The organism is Roseburia sp. AF25-13LB, assembly GCF_003478915.1.
GTDB classification, from domain to species: Bacteria; Bacillota; Clostridia; order Lachnospirales; family Lachnospiraceae; genus Roseburia_C; species Roseburia_C amylophila.
In genome coordinates, this window is sequence record NZ_QUFO01000001.1 from 120,659 (window position 1) to 140,372 (window position 19,714).

Consider the following 19,714-nt stretch of genomic DNA (forward strand, 5'->3'; position numbering starts at 1 on the left):
AAAAGAGTGACATGTGATTTGGAAAAATATCAGTTACTTTCGGATAAGACATATTATACCTGCCTTGGAAGAGTGTCTAAGGTAGTAGGTCTTACCATTGAATCTATCGGACCGGAAGCAAAACTGAATGACTTGTGTAAAATATATCGGGATAGAGAGCAAAAAGAATATGTCATGGCAGAGGTAGTCGGTTTTAAGGATAACCGGCTGTTATTGATGCCTTTTGACAGTATTGAAGGTCTGGGTGTTGGATGTATCGTAGCAAATACGGGACATCCTTTGTCTGTTTTGGTGGGAGATGAGGTTTTAGGCCATATTCTGGATGGAATTGGACGACCGACAGATGTGGATGAGATTCATACCGATAAGGAATATCCGATTGAAGCCCCGCCACCAGATCCGATGAAGCGTGAAATCATCAGTGAGGTATTACCACTGGGAGTTAAAGCAGTGGATGGATTAATTACCATTGGAAAGGGACAGCGTATTGGAATTTTTGCGGGTTCCGGAGTTGGTAAGAGTACCCTGCTTGGTATGTTTGCAAGAAATACCAAAGCGGATATCAATGTAATTGCCCTGATTGGAGAGCGGGGCAGAGAGGTGAGAGAATTTATTGAACGGGACCTTGGCGAAGAAGGTATGCGCCGTTCGGTGGTAATTGTGGCAACTTCAGATAAACCGGCATTGATTCGTAATAAAGCAGCCAAAACTGCAACAGCTGTAGCGGAATATTTCAGGGATCAGGGAAAAGATGTACTGCTGATGATGGATTCACTGACCCGATTCTCCATGGCACAAAGAGAAATCGGACTTGCTACCGGGGAACCACCGGTTACCCGTGGATATCCGCCAAGCGTGTATTCGGAAATGCCGAAATTATTAGAGCGGGCAGGAACAGCAGAAAGAGGTTCTATTACCGGACTTTATACGGTGCTGGTAGACGGTGACGATTTTAATGAGCCGATTACCGATACAGCAAGAAGTATTCTGGATGGACATATTGTGTTATCCAGAAAATTAGGACATAAGAATCATTATCCGGCAATCGATATTTTGCAGAGTATTTCCCGTGTAATGAGTTCCATTGTTTCGGCGGAGCATAAGGCGGTGGCAGGAAAGCTGAAAAATGTACTGGCAACCTATCAGGAAGCAGAAGATTTGATTAATATTGGCGCTTATAAGAGCGGCTCCAATGAAGAAATTGATTATGCGGTTTCTAAGATAAAAGCGGTCAATGAGTTTCTGTGTCAGAGGACTGATGAAAAATTTACATTTGAAGAAGAATTGACATTGTTGGAAGATGTATTCAAGTAGGAATGAGATATGGCAAAATTTATTTACCGAATGCAGAATATTTTAGATATTAAATTAAAACTGGAAAGTCAGGCAAAGATTGCATACAGCCAGGCAAATGCAGCACTCCGGGAAGAAGAGGCAAAGCTTTTAAAACTCTTTGAGCGGAAGAATGCATATGATAACCGGGCAAAAGAGTTGGTTGAAGGCAAAATAGATTTGCTGGAAATAAAAAAATGCAGACAGGCAATTGAAAGCATGAAGGTGTTGATTCGAAGACAGATGATGCAGGTGCAGGTAGCAGAGAAAAATGTGGAAGCCGCCAGGCAGAAACTGGAAGAAGTTATGAAAGAGCGAAAGACGCAGGAAAAACTACGGGAAAAGGATTTTGAAGATTTCAAACAACAACTGGCGCAGGAAGATAACAAGGTAGTAGACGAACTGGTAAGCTATAGCTATGGCAGACCGAAAAAATAGACAGGTGGTGTAACGATGGCAGAAGAAATGGATAAGAAAGCAGCAAAGAAAGCGGAGAAGGCAAGAAAGAAGGCAGAAAAAAAGGCTGCAAAGAACATGGAAACTGATTTGGAAAATACAGAAGAAGAGGAAGGCAGTTCTTCAAAACTGGCAGTTGCTCTGGTAACATTGGTCATCATTATTGTATGGCTGGCAATACTGACACTGCTGATTAAATGGGATGTTGGAGGATTTGGCTCTACGGTAATGCGTCCACTATTAAAAGATATTCCGTATGTCAACCGGATTTTACCGGACTCTGAGGACGATCTTTCTACGGAAGAGGATTATCCATATAAGAACATGGATGAAGCGGTAGCTTACATAAAAGAACTGGAGCAGGAACTGGCACAGGCACAGCAGGGGAGCAGTGAAAACAGTGCTTATATCGCGGATTTGGAAGCACAGTCCCTGAAGCTGAAAGAATATGAAGCAAATGAGGCTGCTTTTGAAGAAGAAAAAGAAAAATTTTATAATGAGGTTGTTTTTTCGGACCAGGCACCCGATATAGAACAATATAAGGAATATTATGAGAGCATTGATCCGGATAATGCGGAACTTTTGTATAAACAGGTAGTGGAACAGCAGCAGACAGACAGTAAGATATCTGATTATGTTAAGGGCTATTCCCAGATGAAACCGAAGGAAGCAGCAGCCATATTTGACACCATGACAGATAATCTGAATCTGGTGGCACAGATATTGGAAAATATGGATGCGCAGTCAAGAGCTGATATTCTAGGGAAAATGAATTCTGATACAGCCGCAAAGGTGACAGAAATCATGAATCCTTCAGAATAAATAAAATTGAATAAAGAAGAAAGGAGGAAGAATACATGACGAGTGCAAAGATTTCGGGAATGGTATCAACCCCTGGAACTTTAGACACAGGACTTTCCAAAGTGACGGGCACTGTGGAAAAAGGGTTATGTGCAACTGCACAGGCAAGCTTTGCTTCTGTGATGGAACAGAAAACATCCGGTTATGGAAACCAGCAGCTTACCAGTGGAAATCCGGTAGGAAAAGAACCTGCAGCAACAACCACACAGCCGGCAGCTGTAGCAGACAGCGCAAAGAAACTGAATGTAAAGGAGAATTCTCCTACACAGAAAGTGGAAGAGCTGCAGAATCAACTGGAAGACACAAAGGATGCATTTGAAACTGGTGTAAAAGAAATTCTGAAAGATGAACTTGGCGTTTCGGATGAGCAGGTAGAAGATGCTATGTCTATACTGGGATTGCAGTGGATGGATTTACTGAACCCGGCAAGCCTTTCACAGCTTGTGACACAACTGACAGGAACTGAGGATGCCTGTTCACTGCTTATGAGTGAAGAATTCACAAATATTATGCAGAATACAGATGCGTTGGTTCAGAGCTTAAGTGAGACACTTGGAATTTCTAAGGATGAGTGGGTAGCATTACAGAATCAGTTGGCAGAACTGACAGCGGATTTTAACGAAACAGTGGATATGGCAGATGGCGGCGTGCAGGAAATTGCTCCACAGACTGATGCGACAATTACTTCACAGGATACAACAGTAATGGCAGCTACAGTTCAGATGACCCATACTACAGAAGAAACACAGAATGTACAGCCGGAAGAAGAGACAGAAGATGCAGCGCCGGTAATTCAGGTGAATGCGTCAGAGGATGCACAGACTGAAAACAATGTATCAGAGAATGCGTCCGGTGAAATGGGCGAGCCAGCAGCCCAGTCACAGAAAACGAAAGAGAGCAGTGTAAATGAACATGCGCAGAATATGGAATTTCAGGTAAGAGCAGAACAGCAGACTGTAGCACCGGAAGAGGTAAATAAGGTGGCATCCCGTACAACCATTGATGTGCAGGATATTATGAACCAGATTACAGAATTCGCAAAAGTGAATCTCTCCCCAGAAAATTCATCCATTGAGATGCAGCTGAATCCGGAAAATCTCGGAAAAGTATATTTACACATTGCAGCAACCAAAGAAGGAAATATAACTGCAGAACTGGCAGTAAGCAGTGAAACAGTAAAGACCGCTTTGGAAGCACAGATTGCAGACCTTCGAACCAGTTTAAACCAGCAGGGAATCAAAGTAGATGCAGTCGAAGTTACAATAGCAAGTCATGAATTTGAACGGAACTTGGAGCAGAATGCATCTGGAGAAGAACAGCAGGGCAGTCAGAGAGAAGAATCTGGAAGAACAGCCGGAAGAAGATTGTTCCGTGGAGAATTGGACGAGTTATCCGGGCTTATGAATGAAGAAGAAACATTGGCAGCCCAGATTATGAAAGACCATGGAAATACCATGGATGTAACAGCGTAGAAAGGAGCACAAAATGATAACACAGCTTATAAAAAATGGAGAGGTTGTGGATACCAGTGCAGAATCAAATTCCTCATCCTCTACTTCCAAAAAATCCGGAGGTAGTCTGGATAAAGATGCGTTTTTACAACTGTTAGTAGCACAGATGAAATATCAGGATCCATTGGAACCAACAGATAATACAGAGTATATTTCACAGTTGGCAACATTCTCACAGTTAGAGGAAACCCAGAATATGCAGGCATCCTTACAGGAGATGGAAGCAAATTCACTGGTGGGAAAACAGGTAGTACTTCGTGTTACATCTTCTGCAACAGGCGAGACATCCGATGTTACCGGAACAGTAGACAGTGTAATCCATGAGAACAATAAGACTTATCTTATGGTAAATAACAACCTTTACTCCATTGACGATTTATATTCTGTTATGGACGACAGTTACATGGATGCAATCAGCCTTGCAAAATCATTTTCACTTGCAATTGCATCATTACCTTCAGCAGATGAACTTACACTGGATAATGCAGGTACACTGACCAACCTTCGGAAAGCATATGACAGCATGACCAGTTATCAGAAGTCATTCATTAAACAGAGTGATATCGATAAACTTGTAAAACTGGAAGAGAAAATGAAACAGTTACAGGCTGCCGCAGGAGAAAACGGTGATAAGACAGAAGGTAACGGTGGTACAGAAGACAAAAAAGATACAGAAGAAACAGGGAAAACAGAGTAAACCACGGAAGGTTATTAGGGAGATGAAAGCATGAATAAGATAGCAAATCAATTCACTTCCATTGAACAGGTAGCAGACCAGTATCTCAATCCTTCGAAGAGTAATAAAACGCAGCCGGAGCAGGGAGCTTCTTTTGCGGAGGTATTAAAAGAAAAGCAAAAAGCAGCAGATGTTTCCGAAGTGAAATTTTCGAAGCATGCAAGCATGCGGTTGTCTACCCGGAATATCAGTCTTTCAGACCAGCAGAGTGAACGCTTGGAAGCGGGTGTGGAGATGGCTGAGAAGAAAGGAATCAAAGAATCCTTAGTAGTAGTTGATTCGCTGGCATTCATTGTAAATGTACCGAGCAGGACAGTTGTAACAGCAATGGACCAGAATGAATCAGAAAATAATGTTTTTACAAATATTGATGGTGCAGTAATAGCATAGCCGGACCTTATGGAGGCTGTGAGAACCCTGACTGACAGATGGGTTCTGCGTCAGATATCAAATTTAGGAGGTCATTTCATTATGATGAGAGCAATGTATTCTGCTGTGTCAGGACTTAAGACACATCAGACAAAGATGGATGTTATCGGTAACAATATTGCCAATGTAAATACCGTGGCATTTAAAGAGTCCAGTGTAACATTCAGCGAGATTATGTATCAGACAATTTCTGGTGCATCCGGAGCAAATGCAACAACCGGAACCGGTGGAATTAATGCCAAGCAGATTGGTCTTGGTGTAACAACAGGTTCTACTTCCATCGACATTACTTCCGGTGGGGCAGCCCAGACAACCGGAAAAGCATTTGACTTAAGAATTACAGATAAGGGTAATACAACAAGTTTCTTTGTTGTAAGCAACGGTACTGAAAATCTTTTTACCAGAGCAGGTTCTTTCTATATCGATGGCTCAGGAAATCTTGCCATGACATCTACCGGATACAATGTTATGGGATGGCAGGTAGACCCGACCACCGGACAGATTAAAAAAGACCAGGTATCTGCACTTCGTATCATGCAGGAAAGCAATCTTACTTCTCCGGCAGAAGCAACAACGAATGCAGTTTGTGGTGGTATTGTAGATAAAAACAGTACAGAAATAACCAGTGAAAGTGGATATGCCATGAATTTGAATTTCTTTGATGCATTGGGATATTCCTATACAGCAAAATTTGCAGTCAAAGGTGTAGATACCGATGCCGGAACTTATACTGTTGAGTTAAGTGCTATTTATGATTCTTCCAATAAGAATATCTTAGAGGAGTTTTTGGCAAACGGTGGAAATCTTTCTGATGTATTTGGAGCAAATGCCAGCGGTGGAATTACTAATGCACAGACTGCTTACAATGCAATCAGTACAGAGTGGACAGATACCGGAGCATCTAATTCCTTTGGCGGAAATACATATCATCAGTTCCGTAACAGCAGTGGTGAAATGTACTATATCAATACAACACAGAATGCCGCTACCGGACAGTATGACAGCAAAGTATATCGTGCAATTACTTCAGCCGGTGGTGTAGTAAAAGGATACGAAGCAGTAACGGACGTATCACTTTCTGATATTTATACCGGGTTACAGCCTGGTGCAACCATCAACAGCATTACTGATGGTAATCCACCTACTATTGAAGCAACAGCAGTAAATTACGAACTGAAGTTTGATACTGGTACTGGAAAAGGTAAATTTGTTTCCGTGGGTGACAGCACTAACGGCTCAGTCACATTGAACATGAAACAGTTAGGCGACCAGTTTGAAAATATTTCCATTGATTTTACACAGTGTAAGAATTCTAATAATGGTGGAACATCTACTGTTGGAATGGATGCGGGAGCAATTGATGGAACAACCGGAACAGGTAAGAAGCTTGGAGCATTAACCGGTGTATTTGTAGATACCAATGGTAAAATTTACGGTTCTTACGATAATGGTAATACTGTTCTTTTGGGCCAGATTGCATCTGCCCGCTTTGCAAATGCAGCCGGACTTGAAAAAGGAGGAGATAACTGCTACCGTACTACTTTAAACTCCGGTGAATTTGATGGAATTGGTGTCGAAATTACTTCAAACGGAAGTACCATGAATTCCGGAGAACTGGAAATGTCCAACGTAGACCTGGCTTCTGAATTTACCGAGATGATTACCACGCAGAGAGGTTTCCAGGCAAACTCAAGAGTAATTACTACATCCGATACGCTTCTTGAGGAGTTGATTAATCTGAAACGATAATAAAAATAGTCAGATATAGCGAAAAATAATATAAAAACAGTACATATAGGGGAACTATATTTGATAGTTCCCCTATATATGGTATAATAGAAAATGGAATTGTTTCTAAAATAATTGTAAAAAAAGTAGACATTTTGATGAAAGTTTAGTAAGATGATATAGAAATGAAAATGAAAATACAAAAAGGTGGGTAACAAGGACCATTTTCAGAAGAATGGTGTTCCCATAATTTTATAGAAATGTAGGTGGATAAATTGGATATAGCATCACTTATTGGTACCCTGATGGGGCTGGCAATGGTATTATTTGGAATTATTCAGAGTGCGGGCGTATCAGCAATATGGAATACATATATGGACTTCCCATCCGCTGTTATTACGATTGGAGGATCTATTGCTGGTGTTCTGGCATGTAACAGTATGGCAGATTTCATTAATGGCTTTAAGTCAGCGGGAAATGCTTTTAAGTTACATAAGAATGACCCGAGTGAGATTATTGGAAATATCATTAATCTTTCAAATATTGCCAGAAAAGAGGGGCTTCTTGCATTGGAAGAAGCAGCGAATGATATTGATGATGACTTTCTGAAAAAAGGAGTTATGCTGGTAGTAGATGGAACTGACCCGGAACTGGTGCGTGGAATTCTGGAAACAGATTTGGGCTGCATTGAGGACCGGCATAAGAAAGTAATCGGCTTCTGGGAAAAGTGGGGAGAATTAGCTCCGGCTTGGGGTATGATTGGTACCCTGATTGGTCTGATTAATATGTTGAAGGATTTACAGGATGCATCTTCCATCGGACCTAATATGGCAGTTGCCCTGATTACAACATTGTATGGTTCGCTGATATCTAACTGGATCTGTAATCCGATTGCATCAAAGATGTCAGATAATAATGCCAGAGAAATTATAATGAAAGAGGTTACCGTTGAGGGACTTTTGTCTATTCAGGCAGGAGAAAACCCTCGTGTAATAGAAGAAAAACTGAAATCATTCCTGTCACCACAGGCAAGAGAGGCTTATAATGCACAAGATGAAGCCGGAGGTGAAGAATAATGGCGAGAAAGAAGCGGGAACCGGAAGCAAAGCCGGCGGCTGGCTGGATAACCACCTTTAGTGATTTGATGAATCTGTTGCTGTGCTTTTTCGTGCTGCTTTTTTCCATGTCTACCGTTGATGCAGAGAAGTTTCAGATGGTGATAGCCTCGTTGCAGAGCAGCTTAAGTATTATGCCGGCAGGCAGTATGAGTATTGGCGAGGGAGAAATGGTGGGCAACGGAATCAGCCAGTTGCCGAATATTGATGTTTATTTTGAAACGTCCTCAGGAGAGGATGGGGATTCCCAGGGTGGCAAAACAGAAGAGACTGAGACTGAGACAGATGTAGCAGAGCAGTATAAAGAACAGGCATTGGCGGAATCAGAACAAATGGCAGAACAAATTGAGCAACAGATAGAGGCGGGTGGATTACAGAATCAGGTGGAAGTAGATTTTAATGCCGAGTATGTAAAACTTACATTAAATGGAGCAATATTATTTGATTCGGCAAAGGCAAATATCCGGGAAGATGCCCAGCCGCTGATTGCTAAAATAGGAACTATCCTGGAAAGCTATGACAGCAATGTGATTGAAATTGAAGGACATACCGACAATGTGCCAATCCATTCGTCAAAATATGAAAACAATAATGTACTGTCCATGTACCGGGCACTTTCTGTGGCGGATTTTATCCGGGATAATACCACATTGGATCCGGCACTGATTAAATCCTCAGGAAGAGGGGAATATGTTCCTGTAGCAGATAATACTACAGAGGAAGGCAGAGCAAGAAACCGTCGTGTTGAAATTAAGGTATATAATTCATATAATTCCGACGGCGCTACAGAATAGGAGGAAATGAGATGAAGAAGAACCTTATGTCAGTGCTTATTTTGGCACTGGTTCTGGTGAACCTGATTTTGACAGGAATACTTACAATAACAATCCTGCCACAAACAAAGAAATCCAATGAGCTGGTAAACAAGGTATGCAGTGCAATTGATCTGGAACTGGAGAGTGGGGATGGAACTGAGTCTGCCAGCATTCCAATGGACCAGGTTAAGACCTATAAAATTGAAGATGCCATGACAATCAATTTAAAAACAGGTGCAGATGGCGAAACTCATTATGTAAAGCTTACAGCATCCATTTCCATGGACAGCAAGAACGATGGATATAAAACCTATGGCGAAGATATGGCTGATCGTGAAACAATTTTAAAAGATACCATTAACAGCGTAATTAATACTTATACAATGGAAGAATTTAATGCGGATCGGCAGGCGGTTAAAGACGCTATACTGGCAGAACTACAGAAGCAGTTTGGTTCAGATTTTATCATTGCAGTCAACTTCTCGGAAGTAACTGTAGTATAGGATTAAAAATAGTAAGCATGAAATATAAGGTGGTGAGAGTTCGTGAGCGAAGTTTTATCTCAGAATGAGATAGATAACCTGCTTCAGGCATTGAGCAGCGGCGAGCTGGATGTAGAAGAGATGAAGGACAATGGCGAGAAGCAGATTAAGAATTATGATTTCGCCAGACCTTCCAAGTTTTCAAAAGAACACTTAAGAACACTGGAGATTGTGTTTGAACATTATGGCAGACTGATATCCACAAATCTTCCGGTTTATCTAAGAAAAAATATTCAGGTTGAGGTGATGAACTCTGAAGCAGTTACCTATTCTGAGTTTTCAAATGCACTTTCTAATCCGGTGGTTCTTGGTATTGTTAATTTTTCTCCATTGAAAGGTTCGGTTATTCTGGAGATTGCTTCAAATCTTGCATATGCCATGGTGGATCGTATGCTTGGTGGAAGCGGAGAACCATTAGCGAAAGTCCGTGACTTTTCAGAAATAGAGTTGCTGATTATAGAAAGAATTATGGGAGTCTGCGTCGACCTGCTCCGGGAACCGTGGGAAAATGTTGTGGATTTACATCCAAGACTGGAACGTATTGAAACAAATTCACAGTTTGCCCAGATTATTTCTCCGAGTGAAATGATTGCAATTGTTACAATTAATGTAAAAATAGGAGATGTTGAAGGTCTGATGAATATCTGCCTTCCGTATCTTACTTTGGAACCTGTTATGGACAAGCTGAATACAAAATACTGGTATTCTACCATGCAGGAAAAAGATGAACAGCGTTATACGGAAGCAATTGAAACTTTGATTTCAAAAGCACCGATACCTGTAAAAGCAATTTTAGGTAACAGCACCATATCGGTAAACGACTTCATGAATTTACAGGTGGGTGATATAGTTAGATTGGACACGAAAGTGGACCAGGAGCTGGATGTTTACGTTGGAAACATTCGTAAGTTTACTGCATTGCCGGGAGCTTCGGGTGATGACTATGCAGTAAGAGTAATGTCAGTAATTAGAGAGGAGCAGTAAGTGATGGATGGAGTACTATCGCAAGAAGAAATCAATGCCCTGCTAAATAATCCGGGTGCATCATCAGATACGGCAGATGGACAGCTGAGTGATTCAGAAAAAGACACAATCGGTGAAATTGCTAATATCAGTATGGGTACCGCAGCAACGACATTGTTTTCGCTGGTGAACCGTAAAGTGGAAATATCCACACCGGTTGTTACCATGGCAAACTGGGACGACGTGGTAAAGGCGTATGAGCGTCCATGTGTATTTATACGAATCGGATTCACCGTTGGATTGGATGGAAGCAATATCCTGATATTAAAGGAGCATGATGTTAAGGTCATTACAGATCTTATGATGGGAGGAGACGGAACCAATACAGACGTGGAACTGGGAGAGCTTCATTTAAGCGCAATCAGTGAAGCAATGAATCAGATGATGGGTTCTGCAGCTACATCATTATCATCCATGCTGAATAAAAAGATTGATATCAGCCCGCCTGTTGCAGATCTGATTGATCTGACAGGAAATATTGATGAGGGAGCAATTGATGATTTCCTGACACAGCCATTTGTGAAAATCTCTTTTAAAATGGAAATTGGTGATCTTGTGGACAGTGAAATCATGCAGCTGTATCCGGTATCTTTTGCGAGAGAGATGTGTAAAAGTATTACGGAGACCATGACAGGTGGAAATGAACCAATACAGGAAGCAACACCACAGCCGGCACCGGCTCCTGCATCACAACCACAGGCAAGCCAGCCAGCACCACAGCCTCAGCCAATGATAAATCAGCAGCCAATGATGGGACAGCCGATGATGGGGCAGCCTGTAGATATGTCGGCAATGTATGCAAACCAGCAGGTAAATGTACAGCCGGCTCAGTTCCAAAATTTTACTGGAGATATGAATGGGGTATTTCCAAAGGAAAATATTGATCTTATTATGGATGTACCATTGGAAGTAACCGTGGAACTGGGAAGAACCAGTAAATCCATTCATGATATATTGGATTTTGCTCCGGGAACAATCATTGAATTGAATAAGATTGCTGGAGAACCAATTGATGTACTGGTAAATGGAAAGTACGTTGCAAAAGGTGAAGTAGTTGTAATTGAAGAAAGCTTTGGTGTAAGAATTACAGAGATTATTAAATAATTAGCAAGGAGATAACTAATATGGCAAAGAGTATTTTAATTTGTGATGATGCAGCTTTTATGAGAATGATGATTAAGGATATCCTTACCAAAAATGGATATACAGTTGCCGGAGAAGCAGAAAATGGAGTAAAGGCAATCGAAAAATATAATGAAGTACATCCAGACCTGGTACTGATGGATATTACCATGCCGGAGATGGACGGAATTCAGGCATTAAAAAAGATTAAAGAAGCAGATGCAAATGCATGTGTAATTATGTGTTCTGCAATGGGCCAGCAGGCAATGGTTATTGAAGCAATCCAGTCTGGTGCAAAGGATTTTATTGTAAAACCATTTCAGGCAGAACGTGTTCTTGAAGCAGTAAAAAAAGTAGTGGGTTAATATGATATTACTGAGTAGCAGAACATCGGGCGTACAAAGCTTTTTCCAATTGATAGGTGTATTGCTGATATTTGTTTTTGTGCTTGCAATTACATATTATGTAACAAAATGGATTGCCGGATATCAGAAGCAACATAATTTTCAGAAGAATATGCGGGTAGTGGAGACTATGAAACTCACTACAAATAAGTATATTCAGATTATAGAGGTGGGAGAGACCTATCTCGTAATCGGAATCGGAAAAGATGAAGTGACGATGTTAGCACAGCTTACAAGGGAACAGTTAAATGATGTTTCGCTGGAAGATACGGTGAAATATCAGAATACAGGAGAAAGTTTCTCTAACATTATGAAACAGTTCAAAGAACATTTACCGAAGAGCAGGCATAAGGATGAGTAATTTTAAGAAGAAATACTGTCTGGTATCTTTTATATTTGCGGTTATTGCAGTTGTTGTTACACTGGTGGCATTTGTACCACAGAAAGCGTATGCGGCATCTGTAAATATACCTGGGGTAACTGACAGCAGTAATAGTAATCAGTCAACTGAAAATGGCAATGGTACAGATGGAACAGCATCCTCTGGTAATAATGGACTTTCTGTTAATATTAATAATGGAGAGGGAAATTTATCCGGGACAGTTCGGATTTTTCTGGTACTGACTGTAATTGCGTTAGCACCATCTATTCTTATTATGCTGACTTCCTTTACCAGAATTATTATTGTGCTTCATTTTGTAAGAGCAGCAATTGGAACGCAGACTGTTCCGCCAAATCAGGTGTTGATTGGACTGGCGTTGTTCCTTACCCTGTTTATTATGAGCCCGGTTTTTACACAGATTAATGAAAATGCATTGAAACCGCTGGATGCCGGTGAAATCACGCAGGAACAGGCCTTTGAGGCAGGAATGGAGCCAATCCGTGAATTTATGTTTAAACAGACACAGGCAAAGGATATCAATACATTTTGTGACATTGCCGGCGTGACTTATGAGACACAGGATGATATATCCAATACTGTGCTGATTCCGAGCTTTATTTTAAGTGAGCTGAGACAGGCATTTATTATTGGATTTGTTATATATATTCCGTTTATTGTAATTGACATGGTAGTAGCATCTGTCCTTATGTCGATGGGTATGATGATGCTTCCGCCAACTACGATTTCTCTTCCGTTTAAGATTCTGCTGTTTGTGCTTGCTGATGGATGGAATCTTGTTATCAGGGAACTGGTAGAGACATTTTACTGATGAAAGAGGTGTAGAAATTGATCACACAGGGAGAAGTTTTAGATATTGCAAGGGACGCTATTTATAATATTATTTTAACTTCGGCTCCATTGCTTTTAATATCACTTATCGTAGGCTTGATTATTAGTATTTTTCAGACGGTTACATCTATTCAGGAACAGACGCTTACCTTTGTACCGAAGATTCTGGCTGTATTTGCAGGAATGCTTCTCTTTGGAGCGTGGATGCTGAATAATATGACTGATTTTATGACGAGATTGTGGTCTGATTTTAGTTTATATATCAGTTGATATACAGGTAGAGATAAAACATGGTTAATTATAGTTTCTCACTGCTTACATTTGAATATTTTTTGCTGGTTCTGGTGAGGATTACTTCTTTTGTTTTTTCGGCTCCATTTTTTAGCATGTCGAATACTCCGGGAAGAGTCAAAATTGGTTTCTCAGTATTTGTATCCATCCTGTTGATTGGAGTATTACCTGAAAGCACGATAGAATATGGAGGAGTAATTGAATATGCCACAATTGTCGTGAAAGAGGGAATTACAGGATTGCTGATTGGTTTTGGAGCAAATATTTGTAATTCCATTGTTTTATTTGCGGGTAATATTATGGATTTAAATATGGGCTTGTCCATGGCGACCGAGTATGATCCGGTAAGTAAAACAAATTCTCCGATAACAGGTAATTTTTATAATTATCTGGTCATGTTATTGCTCATGTCCAGTGGAATGTATCAGTATATCTTACAGGCAATTGTTGATTCTTTCACTCTGATTCCGGTAAATGGTCAGAATTTTATGTGGGATTCCCTGCTTCAGACCATGGTTTCTTATATGACGGATTCCATGGTGCTTGGTTTCCGGGTGGCACTTCCTGTTTTTGCAGTGTTAATGATATTGAACTGTATTCTTGGAATCATGGCAAAGATTGCACCACAGATGAATATGTTTTCTGTTGGTATCCAGCTTAAGATATTGCTTGGATTTCTGGTTTTGTTTTTGACGATACAGCTGCTTCCGTATGTATCCGATTTTGTGTTTACTGAGATGAAACGGATGGTTACCGGAATTGCATCAGGAATGCATGGATAAGCTGGTACATGAATAGGAGATTTATATGGAGGAAAGAGATTTACTTCTGAAATATAATCTGCAGTGGTTCGCAAAAGAGGGACCTGGCGGCGAAAAGACAGAGCCGGCAACTGCAAAAAAATTAAAAGATGCAAGAGAAGAAGGAAAAGTTGCAAAAAGCAAGGAATTTTCCGGAGCAGTAGATTTAATTGTTTTATTCCTGGGATTGAAGATTTTTGGAAGCTATGTTTCAGAAAACTTAATGAATGAGTTTTCAGGTTTCTATCGGAAAATCCCGGATATTTTATTAGAAAATAAGACGGGCATGACAGTAAAATCCAGCCATATGCTAATGTCGCAGGCTGTGATTGAAATGATAAAGGCCATGATACCGTTTCTTTTAATCGGAATGGTGGTAACGTTTTTAGTCAGCGTGCTTCAGGTGGGCTGGAAAATAAGCGGGAAGCCATTAAAACCGGAATTATCAAAGTTTAATCCTATCAATGGTTTTAAACGGATGTTTTCCAAAGATTCTCTGTTTGAACTTGTAAAGTCTATTGTCAAAGTGGCACTGGTCATGTATGTGGCGTATTCCGAGATTAGGGACAGGCAGGGAGAATTATTTGTTATCTATGATATGGAACTGTTGCAGGCAGTTGCATTGATTGCCGGACTTATTGTGGATGTGGGTTTAAAAATAAGTCTGGTTTACCTGATTGTCGGAATCACTGATTTGATTTATCAGAAACATAAATTCAAAGAAGAAATGAAGATGACCAAACAGGAAGTAAAGGACGAGTATAAGAATACTGAGGGAGACCCACAGATTAAGGGAAGACAGCGTCAGAGAATGCGTGAGGCATCGCAGCGGCGAATGATGCAGGATGTGCCGAAGGCAGACGTAGTCATTACGAACCCGACCCATTATGCAGTTGCGATAAGGTATGATGCGGAAGTATCCAAAGCACCGGTTGTGGTTGCAAAGGGTGAAGATTTTCTGGCTGCAAAGATTAAGGAAGTGGCAAGAGAAAATCAGGTGGAAATTGTAGAGAATAAACCGTTGGCGCGTATGCTTTATGCAAATGTAAATGTCGGAGCAGAAATTCCACCAGAATTGTATCAGGCAGTTGCAGAAGTGCTTGCGATGGTTTACAATCTAAAAGGCAGAAATTAATACGAATTTAAATGAAAGGAGGAAACCGGAATGAAAAAAGCGGATTTTGGTGTAGCAATCTATCTTCTTGCTGCAGTCATATTCTTTATTATTCCGATTCCTTCTATTTTATTGGATGTCATGCTGGCGATTAATATTTCACTGGCAATGATTATTCTTTTTAATGCATTATTTGCAAAAGAAGTGCTGGATATGTCATTTTTCCCGACACTGTTATTGTTTACCACCATATTCCGAATCTCATTAAATGTTTCTTCCACCCGATTGATTTTATCTACCGGTGAACCAGGAAATGTAGTAGAGACCTTTGGAGGCTTTGTAGGTGGTGGTAATCTTGTAATCGGAGCAATTGTATTTATTGTCCTGATTCTGATACAGTTTATCGTTATCAATAAAGGTTCTGAGCGTGTATCTGAGGTAACTGCACGTTTTACATTGGATGCAATGCCTGGAAAACAGATGGCAATTGACGCAGATTTAAATACTGGTGCCATCACAGAGAAGGAAGCAAGAGAACGAAGAACTAAGATTCAGCAGGAATCTAACTTCTTTGGTTCTATGGATGGTGCAACCAAGTATGTAAAAGGAGATGCAACGGCCGGCCTTATTATTACATTCATCAACCTGATTGGTGGAACAATTATGGGGGTCATGAATGGCGGGCTGTCTGCCATGGAGGCACTTCAGAAATATGGTATATTAACCATTGGTGATGGACTGGTCAGCCAGGTTCCGTCTCTTTTGATTTCGCTGGCAACAGGTATTCTGGTAACAAAAGCATCCAGTGAAGCAGATTTTGGATCCATGCTGGTAAAACAGCTTTTTGGAATTCCCAAGGTATTGTATATTGTAGGTGCAACGATAACCTTTCTTGGAATTGCAACTCCGCTGAATCCGGTACTTTTCTGTGCACTTGGCATTGCATTTTTAGCTGCCGGACGGAAGATACAAAAGGATGTAAAGGTGGAAGAAATCGAAGAGGAAACCAATGCAGATGAAACGGCGGCAGAAGAAATCCGGCGGCCGGAGAATGTGGTTTCACTGCTTCAGGTTGATCCTATTGAACTGGAGTTTGGTTATGGTATTATTCCACTGGCAGATGTAAATCAGGGTGGAGACCTTTTGGACCGTGTAGTAATGATTCGTAGACAGATTGCACTGGAACTTGGAACAGTGGTTCCGATTATTCGTCTGCGTGATAATATTCAGTTAAATCCTAACCAGTATATTATTAAGATAAAGGGAATTCAGGTAACAGAAGGAGAAATCCTTTTTGACCACTATATGGCAATGAATCCGGGATATGTGGAAGAGGAAATCACCGGTATTCCGACCTTTGAGCCATCCTTCCATCTGCCGGCAATCTGGATTACAGAGGGACAGAGAGAGCGTGCGGAGAGTCTTGGCTATACCGTAGTAGATCCGCCATCTATTATTGCCACCCATCTGACAGAGGTAATCCGTTCCCATATTGCAGAACTTCTTACCAGACAGGATGTATCTAATCTTATTAGTAATATCAAGGAAAACAATCCTGCACTTGTGGATGAACTTACACCGAAGCTTCTTAGTATTGGTGAAATTCAGAAAGTTTTACAGAATCTTTTACAGGAGGGCATCTCTATCCGTGACCTGCTTACGATTTTTGAAAATTTAGCAGACCATGCGGTAACAACCAGGGATACCGATGTATTGACAGAATATGTGCGTCAGGGATTAAAACGTGCAATTTCAAGTAAATACTTTCCGGCAAATGAGACAACCAGCGTGGTAACATTAGATCCGAAGGTGGAACAGGAAATCATGGGTTCTGTAAAACAGACTGAGCAGGGAGCTTATCTGACTTTAGACCCGGAGAAGACCAAGAATATTATGGAATCCTTGAAGCAGGAAGTGGCGAAGTTAGAGAATATTGGAAAGAATCCGATTGTCATTACTTCGCCAATTGTGCGGATGTATTTTAAGAAACTCACCGAGGACTATTTCAAAGACCTCATTGTGGTGTCTTATAATGAAGTGGAATCAAATGTGGAATTACAATCAGTAGGGATGGTGACAGCATAAAATGACGATTAATAAATTTCAGGGCAGAACAAGAGAAGAGGCAGTTGATAAGGCGAAAAAGGAAATGGGAGAAGCAGTTGTGATTATGAATGTAAAGGAAATCAAACCGAAGGGTTTATTCCGGGCATTAAAGAGCACAACTTATGAAGTGACGGCAGCATTAGAGGAAAAGGAACAGACAGTTAATCCTCTTCCTGCGTTACATGCTCCATTAAAGATGCATGACAGCATAAATTTTGCAGCAAATGAAAAAATTGAAATTCCGGCACCGGAACCAGCAGCCATTCATCCGGAAAGCAGTCATGATTTGGAAGAAAAGATAGAAAGTCTTTCTAATTTATTAGAAAAGAAGTTAAAACCGGAAAAAGAAGAAGAACCAAAAGAAGAGGAAAAGCCGGAAAAGGAAACTGATGCTCCAAAGGATATGAAGCATCAGCAGTCTGAGACTTTCCGTTGTATCCGCATGATTTATGAAACATTACTGGATAATGAAGTGAATGAAAGATATGTCAACCAGATATTAGATGATGTGGAGAAGAATTTAAGAGGCAGTGCAAGCATGGACATTATCTTATCCAATGTTTACCAGAAAATGGTATTAAAATTCGGACAGCCTCAAAAGATTGAACTGGTACCGGGACAGCCTAAAATCGTATTTTTTATTGGACCAACCGGTGTTGGCAAGACAACAACCATTGCAAAAGTGGCTTCCAGATTTAAAGTGGATTATGGCAAAAAAGTAGCACTTTTAACAGCAGATACTTATCGGATTGCTGCGGCAGAACAGTTACGTACTTATGCGAATATCTTAGATACACCGCTGACAGTTATTTATTCATCGGAAGAAATGAATGCAGCCATAGAGCGTGTAAAGGATTATGATCTCGTTCTGGTAGATACCGCAGGATTCTCTTATAAGAATGAAGATCAGAGAAAAGATATGAGAAACCTCATAGAAAGTCTGGATGACAAATATGAGAAGGATGTTTATCTGGTATTAAGCGCAACTACAAAATACCGCGATTTGATGGAAATTGTAGATAAATACCATGAGATATCGGATTATAAGATTATTTTTACTAAATTAGATGAAACCAGTAGTTATGGTAGTCTGTTAAATATTCGCATGTATTCTGGTGCGGATGTTTCCTATGTGACAACAGGGCAGAATGTGCCAGATGATATTGAAATTTTCCAGTCACAGAAAATTGTAAAACAGTTATTGGGAGGCAGATAATAATATGGATCAGGCAGAAAAGCTGCGCAATGTAATTAAATTAAAGAACCAGAAGCTTCCCCAGAAAGCAAGAGTAATTACGGTTACCAGTGGAAAAGGCGGCGTGGGAAAATCCAGCGTTACAGTTAATCTGGCAATCCAGCTTCAGAAAATGAATAAGAAAGTTATTATTTTTGATGCTGATTTGGGACTGGCAAATGTAGAAGTTATGCTTGGAGCAATACCAAAACATAATTTGAGTGATGTTATATACCGGGGAATGGATATGCGGCAGATTATAACAGAGGGACCGGCAGGAGTAAGCTTTATCTCAGGCGGCTCCGGCATTGTGGGAATGAATAATCTGTCCAAGGATCAGATTACTTTTTTAGTACGTAATCTGGCACAGTTAGATGAAATGGCTGATATTGTACTGGTGGATACCGGAGCAGGAATTGCAGACAGCGTATTGGAATTTGTTATGGCTTGTCCGGAGGTCCTTCTGGTATCAACACCGGAACCAAGCTCACTGACCGATTCCTATTCTCTGTTAAAGGCACTGCACCGGAATCCGAATTTTGCCAAAAGCGGAACGCAGATTCATGTGGTTGCCAACCGTGTAAATTCTGTGGAAGATGGACAGGCAGTATATGATAAATTAAATACCGTTGTGTCACAGTTTTTAAATGGTAATCTTGAATATCTCGGCATGATACCGCAGGATTCCATGTTTGAAAAAGCAATACGCCAGCAGCAGACAGTATCTTTATATGCACCGGAGACCAAGTCGGCAAAAGCATTTGAGATACTTGCAAATAATCTTATAGAAGGTGCGCATGATATTCCGTTGATGAAGCGGGGCTTTGCCCAGTTGTTTGCTGAATTTTTTAATAACAGATAGGT

21 protein-coding genes are annotated in these 19,714 nt (G+C 40.7%); all 21 read left to right on the forward strand.

Going from position 1 to position 19,714, the window contains the following annotated elements:
* Window positions 1-6: 6 nt before the first annotated feature.
* The 21 genes from fliI to DWY37_RS00655 all read left to right on the forward strand — a co-directional run bounded on the left by fliI (window position 7) and on the right by DWY37_RS00655 (window position 19,712).
* Window positions 7-1,314, forward strand: a complete 1,308-nt coding sequence (gene fliI / locus DWY37_RS00555) for a flagellar protein export ATPase FliI (protein ID WP_117698274.1) — start codon at window positions 7-9, stop codon at window positions 1,312-1,314.
* A gap of 9 nt (window positions 1,315-1,323) precedes the next feature.
* Entirely contained in the window at window positions 1,324-1,770 is a 447-nt protein-coding gene (fliJ, locus tag DWY37_RS00560) for a flagellar export protein FliJ (RefSeq protein ID WP_117698273.1), read from the forward strand.
* A gap of 15 nt (window positions 1,771-1,785) precedes the next feature.
* Window positions 1,786-2,610: a MotE family protein gene (locus DWY37_RS00565; RefSeq protein WP_118541460.1), complete on the forward strand. Its 825-nt coding sequence runs from the start codon at window positions 1,786-1,788 to the stop codon at window positions 2,608-2,610.
* A gap of 35 nt (window positions 2,611-2,645) precedes the next feature.
* The gene (locus DWY37_RS00570) at window positions 2,646-4,121 is read left to right on the forward strand and encodes a flagellar hook-length control protein FliK (protein WP_117698271.1); all 1,476 of its coding nucleotides are present in this window, start codon (window positions 2,646-2,648) and stop codon (window positions 4,119-4,121) included.
* Window positions 4,122-4,134: 13 nt separating this feature from the next.
* Window positions 4,135-4,857 (forward strand): flagellar hook capping FlgD N-terminal domain-containing protein, encoded by a 723-nt coding sequence (locus tag DWY37_RS00575; protein WP_117841170.1) that lies wholly within the window; start codon window positions 4,135-4,137, stop codon window positions 4,855-4,857.
* Between the two features lie 30 nt (window positions 4,858-4,887).
* Window positions 4,888-5,286, forward strand: a complete 399-nt coding sequence (locus DWY37_RS00580) for a TIGR02530 family flagellar biosynthesis protein (protein WP_022243307.1) — start codon at window positions 4,888-4,890, stop codon at window positions 5,284-5,286.
* Window positions 5,287-5,367: 81 nt separating this feature from the next.
* Complete coding sequence (locus DWY37_RS00585; RefSeq protein WP_118541452.1) at window positions 5,368-7,074, forward strand: flagellar hook protein FlgE; 1,707 nt, start codon at window positions 5,368-5,370, stop codon at window positions 7,072-7,074.
* Window positions 7,075-7,328: 254 nt separating this feature from the next.
* Window positions 7,329-8,129: a motility protein A gene (locus tag DWY37_RS00590; protein ID WP_117841168.1), complete on the forward strand. Its 801-nt coding sequence runs from the start codon at window positions 7,329-7,331 to the stop codon at window positions 8,127-8,129.
* On the forward strand, window positions 8,129-8,962 hold the full coding sequence (locus DWY37_RS00595; protein WP_118544401.1) for an OmpA/MotB family protein: 834 nt from the start codon (window positions 8,129-8,131) through the stop codon (window positions 8,960-8,962). Before DWY37_RS00590 ends, DWY37_RS00595 begins: the two co-directional genes overlap by 1 nt.
* A gap of 11 nt (window positions 8,963-8,973) precedes the next feature.
* On the forward strand, window positions 8,974-9,486 hold the full coding sequence (locus DWY37_RS00600; protein WP_118542041.1) for a flagellar basal body-associated FliL family protein: 513 nt from the start codon (window positions 8,974-8,976) through the stop codon (window positions 9,484-9,486).
* Between the two features lie 42 nt (window positions 9,487-9,528).
* Window positions 9,529-10,509 (forward strand): flagellar motor switch protein FliM, encoded by a 981-nt coding sequence (fliM, locus tag DWY37_RS00605; RefSeq protein ID WP_117699052.1) that lies wholly within the window; start codon window positions 9,529-9,531, stop codon window positions 10,507-10,509.
* Window positions 10,510-10,512: 3 nt separating this feature from the next.
* Window positions 10,513-11,652 carry a flagellar motor switch phosphatase FliY gene (gene fliY, locus DWY37_RS00610; protein ID WP_117841166.1) on the forward strand — a complete coding sequence of 380 codons (1,140 nt, stop codon included), beginning with the start codon at window positions 10,513-10,515 and terminating at the stop codon, window positions 11,650-11,652.
* A gap of 20 nt (window positions 11,653-11,672) precedes the next feature.
* The gene (locus DWY37_RS00615) at window positions 11,673-12,035 is read left to right on the forward strand and encodes a response regulator (RefSeq protein WP_022243300.1); all 363 of its coding nucleotides are present in this window, start codon (window positions 11,673-11,675) and stop codon (window positions 12,033-12,035) included.
* A 1-nt stretch (window position 12,036) separates the two neighbouring features.
* Window positions 12,037-12,435, forward strand: coding sequence for a flagellar biosynthetic protein FliO (locus DWY37_RS00620; RefSeq protein ID WP_022243299.1), 399 nt, complete (start codon window positions 12,037-12,039; stop codon window positions 12,433-12,435).
* On the forward strand, window positions 12,428-13,285 hold the full coding sequence (gene fliP, locus DWY37_RS00625) for a flagellar type III secretion system pore protein FliP (protein ID WP_022243298.1): 858 nt from the start codon (window positions 12,428-12,430) through the stop codon (window positions 13,283-13,285). Before DWY37_RS00620 ends, fliP begins: the two co-directional genes overlap by 8 nt.
* 20 nt (window positions 13,286-13,305) lie before the next feature.
* Window positions 13,306-13,575, forward strand: a complete 270-nt coding sequence (gene fliQ, locus DWY37_RS00630) for a flagellar biosynthesis protein FliQ (protein WP_197420812.1) — start codon at window positions 13,306-13,308, stop codon at window positions 13,573-13,575.
* A gap of 20 nt (window positions 13,576-13,595) precedes the next feature.
* Window positions 13,596-14,378 carry a flagellar biosynthetic protein FliR gene (gene fliR / locus DWY37_RS00635; RefSeq protein WP_117699047.1) on the forward strand — a complete coding sequence of 261 codons (783 nt, stop codon included), beginning with the start codon at window positions 13,596-13,598 and terminating at the stop codon, window positions 14,376-14,378.
* A 25-nt stretch (window positions 14,379-14,403) separates the two neighbouring features.
* On the forward strand, window positions 14,404-15,531 hold the full coding sequence (flhB, locus tag DWY37_RS00640) for a flagellar biosynthesis protein FlhB (RefSeq protein ID WP_118173169.1): 1,128 nt from the start codon (window positions 14,404-14,406) through the stop codon (window positions 15,529-15,531).
* 30 nt (window positions 15,532-15,561) lie between these two features.
* Window positions 15,562-17,595 carry a flagellar biosynthesis protein FlhA gene (flhA, locus tag DWY37_RS00645; protein ID WP_022243294.1) on the forward strand — a complete coding sequence of 678 codons (2,034 nt, stop codon included), beginning with the start codon at window positions 15,562-15,564 and terminating at the stop codon, window positions 17,593-17,595.
* Between the two features lies 1 nt (window position 17,596).
* Window positions 17,597-18,832 carry a flagellar biosynthesis protein FlhF gene (gene flhF / locus DWY37_RS00650; RefSeq protein ID WP_117841163.1) on the forward strand — a complete coding sequence of 412 codons (1,236 nt, stop codon included), beginning with the start codon at window positions 17,597-17,599 and terminating at the stop codon, window positions 18,830-18,832.
* Between the two features lie 4 nt (window positions 18,833-18,836).
* Window positions 18,837-19,712, forward strand: a complete 876-nt coding sequence (locus tag DWY37_RS00655) for a MinD/ParA family protein (RefSeq protein WP_117699044.1) — start codon at window positions 18,837-18,839, stop codon at window positions 19,710-19,712.
* Window positions 19,713-19,714: the final 2 nt, after the last annotated feature.

Excerpts from the sequence above, each read along its gene's own strand:
- DWY37_RS00595 (WP_118544401.1), top strand. The coding sequence starts at position 8,129 with ATGGCGAGAAAGAAGCGGGAACCGGAAGCAAAGCCGGCGGCTGGCTGG.
- fliP (WP_022243298.1), top strand. The coding sequence starts at position 12,428 with ATGAGTAATTTTAAGAAGAAATACTGTCTGGTATCTTTTATATTTGCG.
- flhA (WP_022243294.1), top strand. The coding sequence starts at position 15,562 with ATGAAAAAAGCGGATTTTGGTGTAGCAATCTATCTTCTTGCTGCAGTC.
- fliY (WP_117841166.1), top strand. The coding sequence starts at position 10,513 with ATGGATGGAGTACTATCGCAAGAAGAAATCAATGCCCTGCTAAATAAT.
- flhB (WP_118173169.1), top strand. The coding sequence starts at position 14,404 with ATGGAGGAAAGAGATTTACTTCTGAAATATAATCTGCAGTGGTTCGCA.
- flhF (WP_117841163.1), top strand. The coding sequence starts at position 17,597 with ATGACGATTAATAAATTTCAGGGCAGAACAAGAGAAGAGGCAGTTGAT.
- DWY37_RS00620 (WP_022243299.1), top strand. The coding sequence starts at position 12,037 with ATGATATTACTGAGTAGCAGAACATCGGGCGTACAAAGCTTTTTCCAA.
- DWY37_RS00585 (WP_118541452.1), top strand. The coding sequence starts at position 5,368 with ATGATGAGAGCAATGTATTCTGCTGTGTCAGGACTTAAGACACATCAG.
- DWY37_RS00615 (WP_022243300.1), top strand. The coding sequence starts at position 11,673 with ATGGCAAAGAGTATTTTAATTTGTGATGATGCAGCTTTTATGAGAATG.
- fliR (WP_117699047.1), top strand. The coding sequence starts at position 13,596 with ATGGTTAATTATAGTTTCTCACTGCTTACATTTGAATATTTTTTGCTG.
- DWY37_RS00570 (WP_117698271.1), top strand. The coding sequence starts at position 2,646 with ATGACGAGTGCAAAGATTTCGGGAATGGTATCAACCCCTGGAACTTTA.
- DWY37_RS00565 (WP_118541460.1), top strand. The coding sequence starts at position 1,786 with ATGGCAGAAGAAATGGATAAGAAAGCAGCAAAGAAAGCGGAGAAGGCA.
- DWY37_RS00580 (WP_022243307.1), top strand. The coding sequence starts at position 4,888 with ATGAATAAGATAGCAAATCAATTCACTTCCATTGAACAGGTAGCAGAC.
- DWY37_RS00575 (WP_117841170.1), top strand. The coding sequence starts at position 4,135 with ATGATAACACAGCTTATAAAAAATGGAGAGGTTGTGGATACCAGTGCA.
- DWY37_RS00600 (WP_118542041.1), top strand. The coding sequence starts at position 8,974 with ATGAAGAAGAACCTTATGTCAGTGCTTATTTTGGCACTGGTTCTGGTG.
- DWY37_RS00655 (WP_117699044.1), top strand. The coding sequence starts at position 18,837 with ATGGATCAGGCAGAAAAGCTGCGCAATGTAATTAAATTAAAGAACCAG.
- fliJ (WP_117698273.1), top strand. The coding sequence starts at position 1,324 with ATGGCAAAATTTATTTACCGAATGCAGAATATTTTAGATATTAAATTA.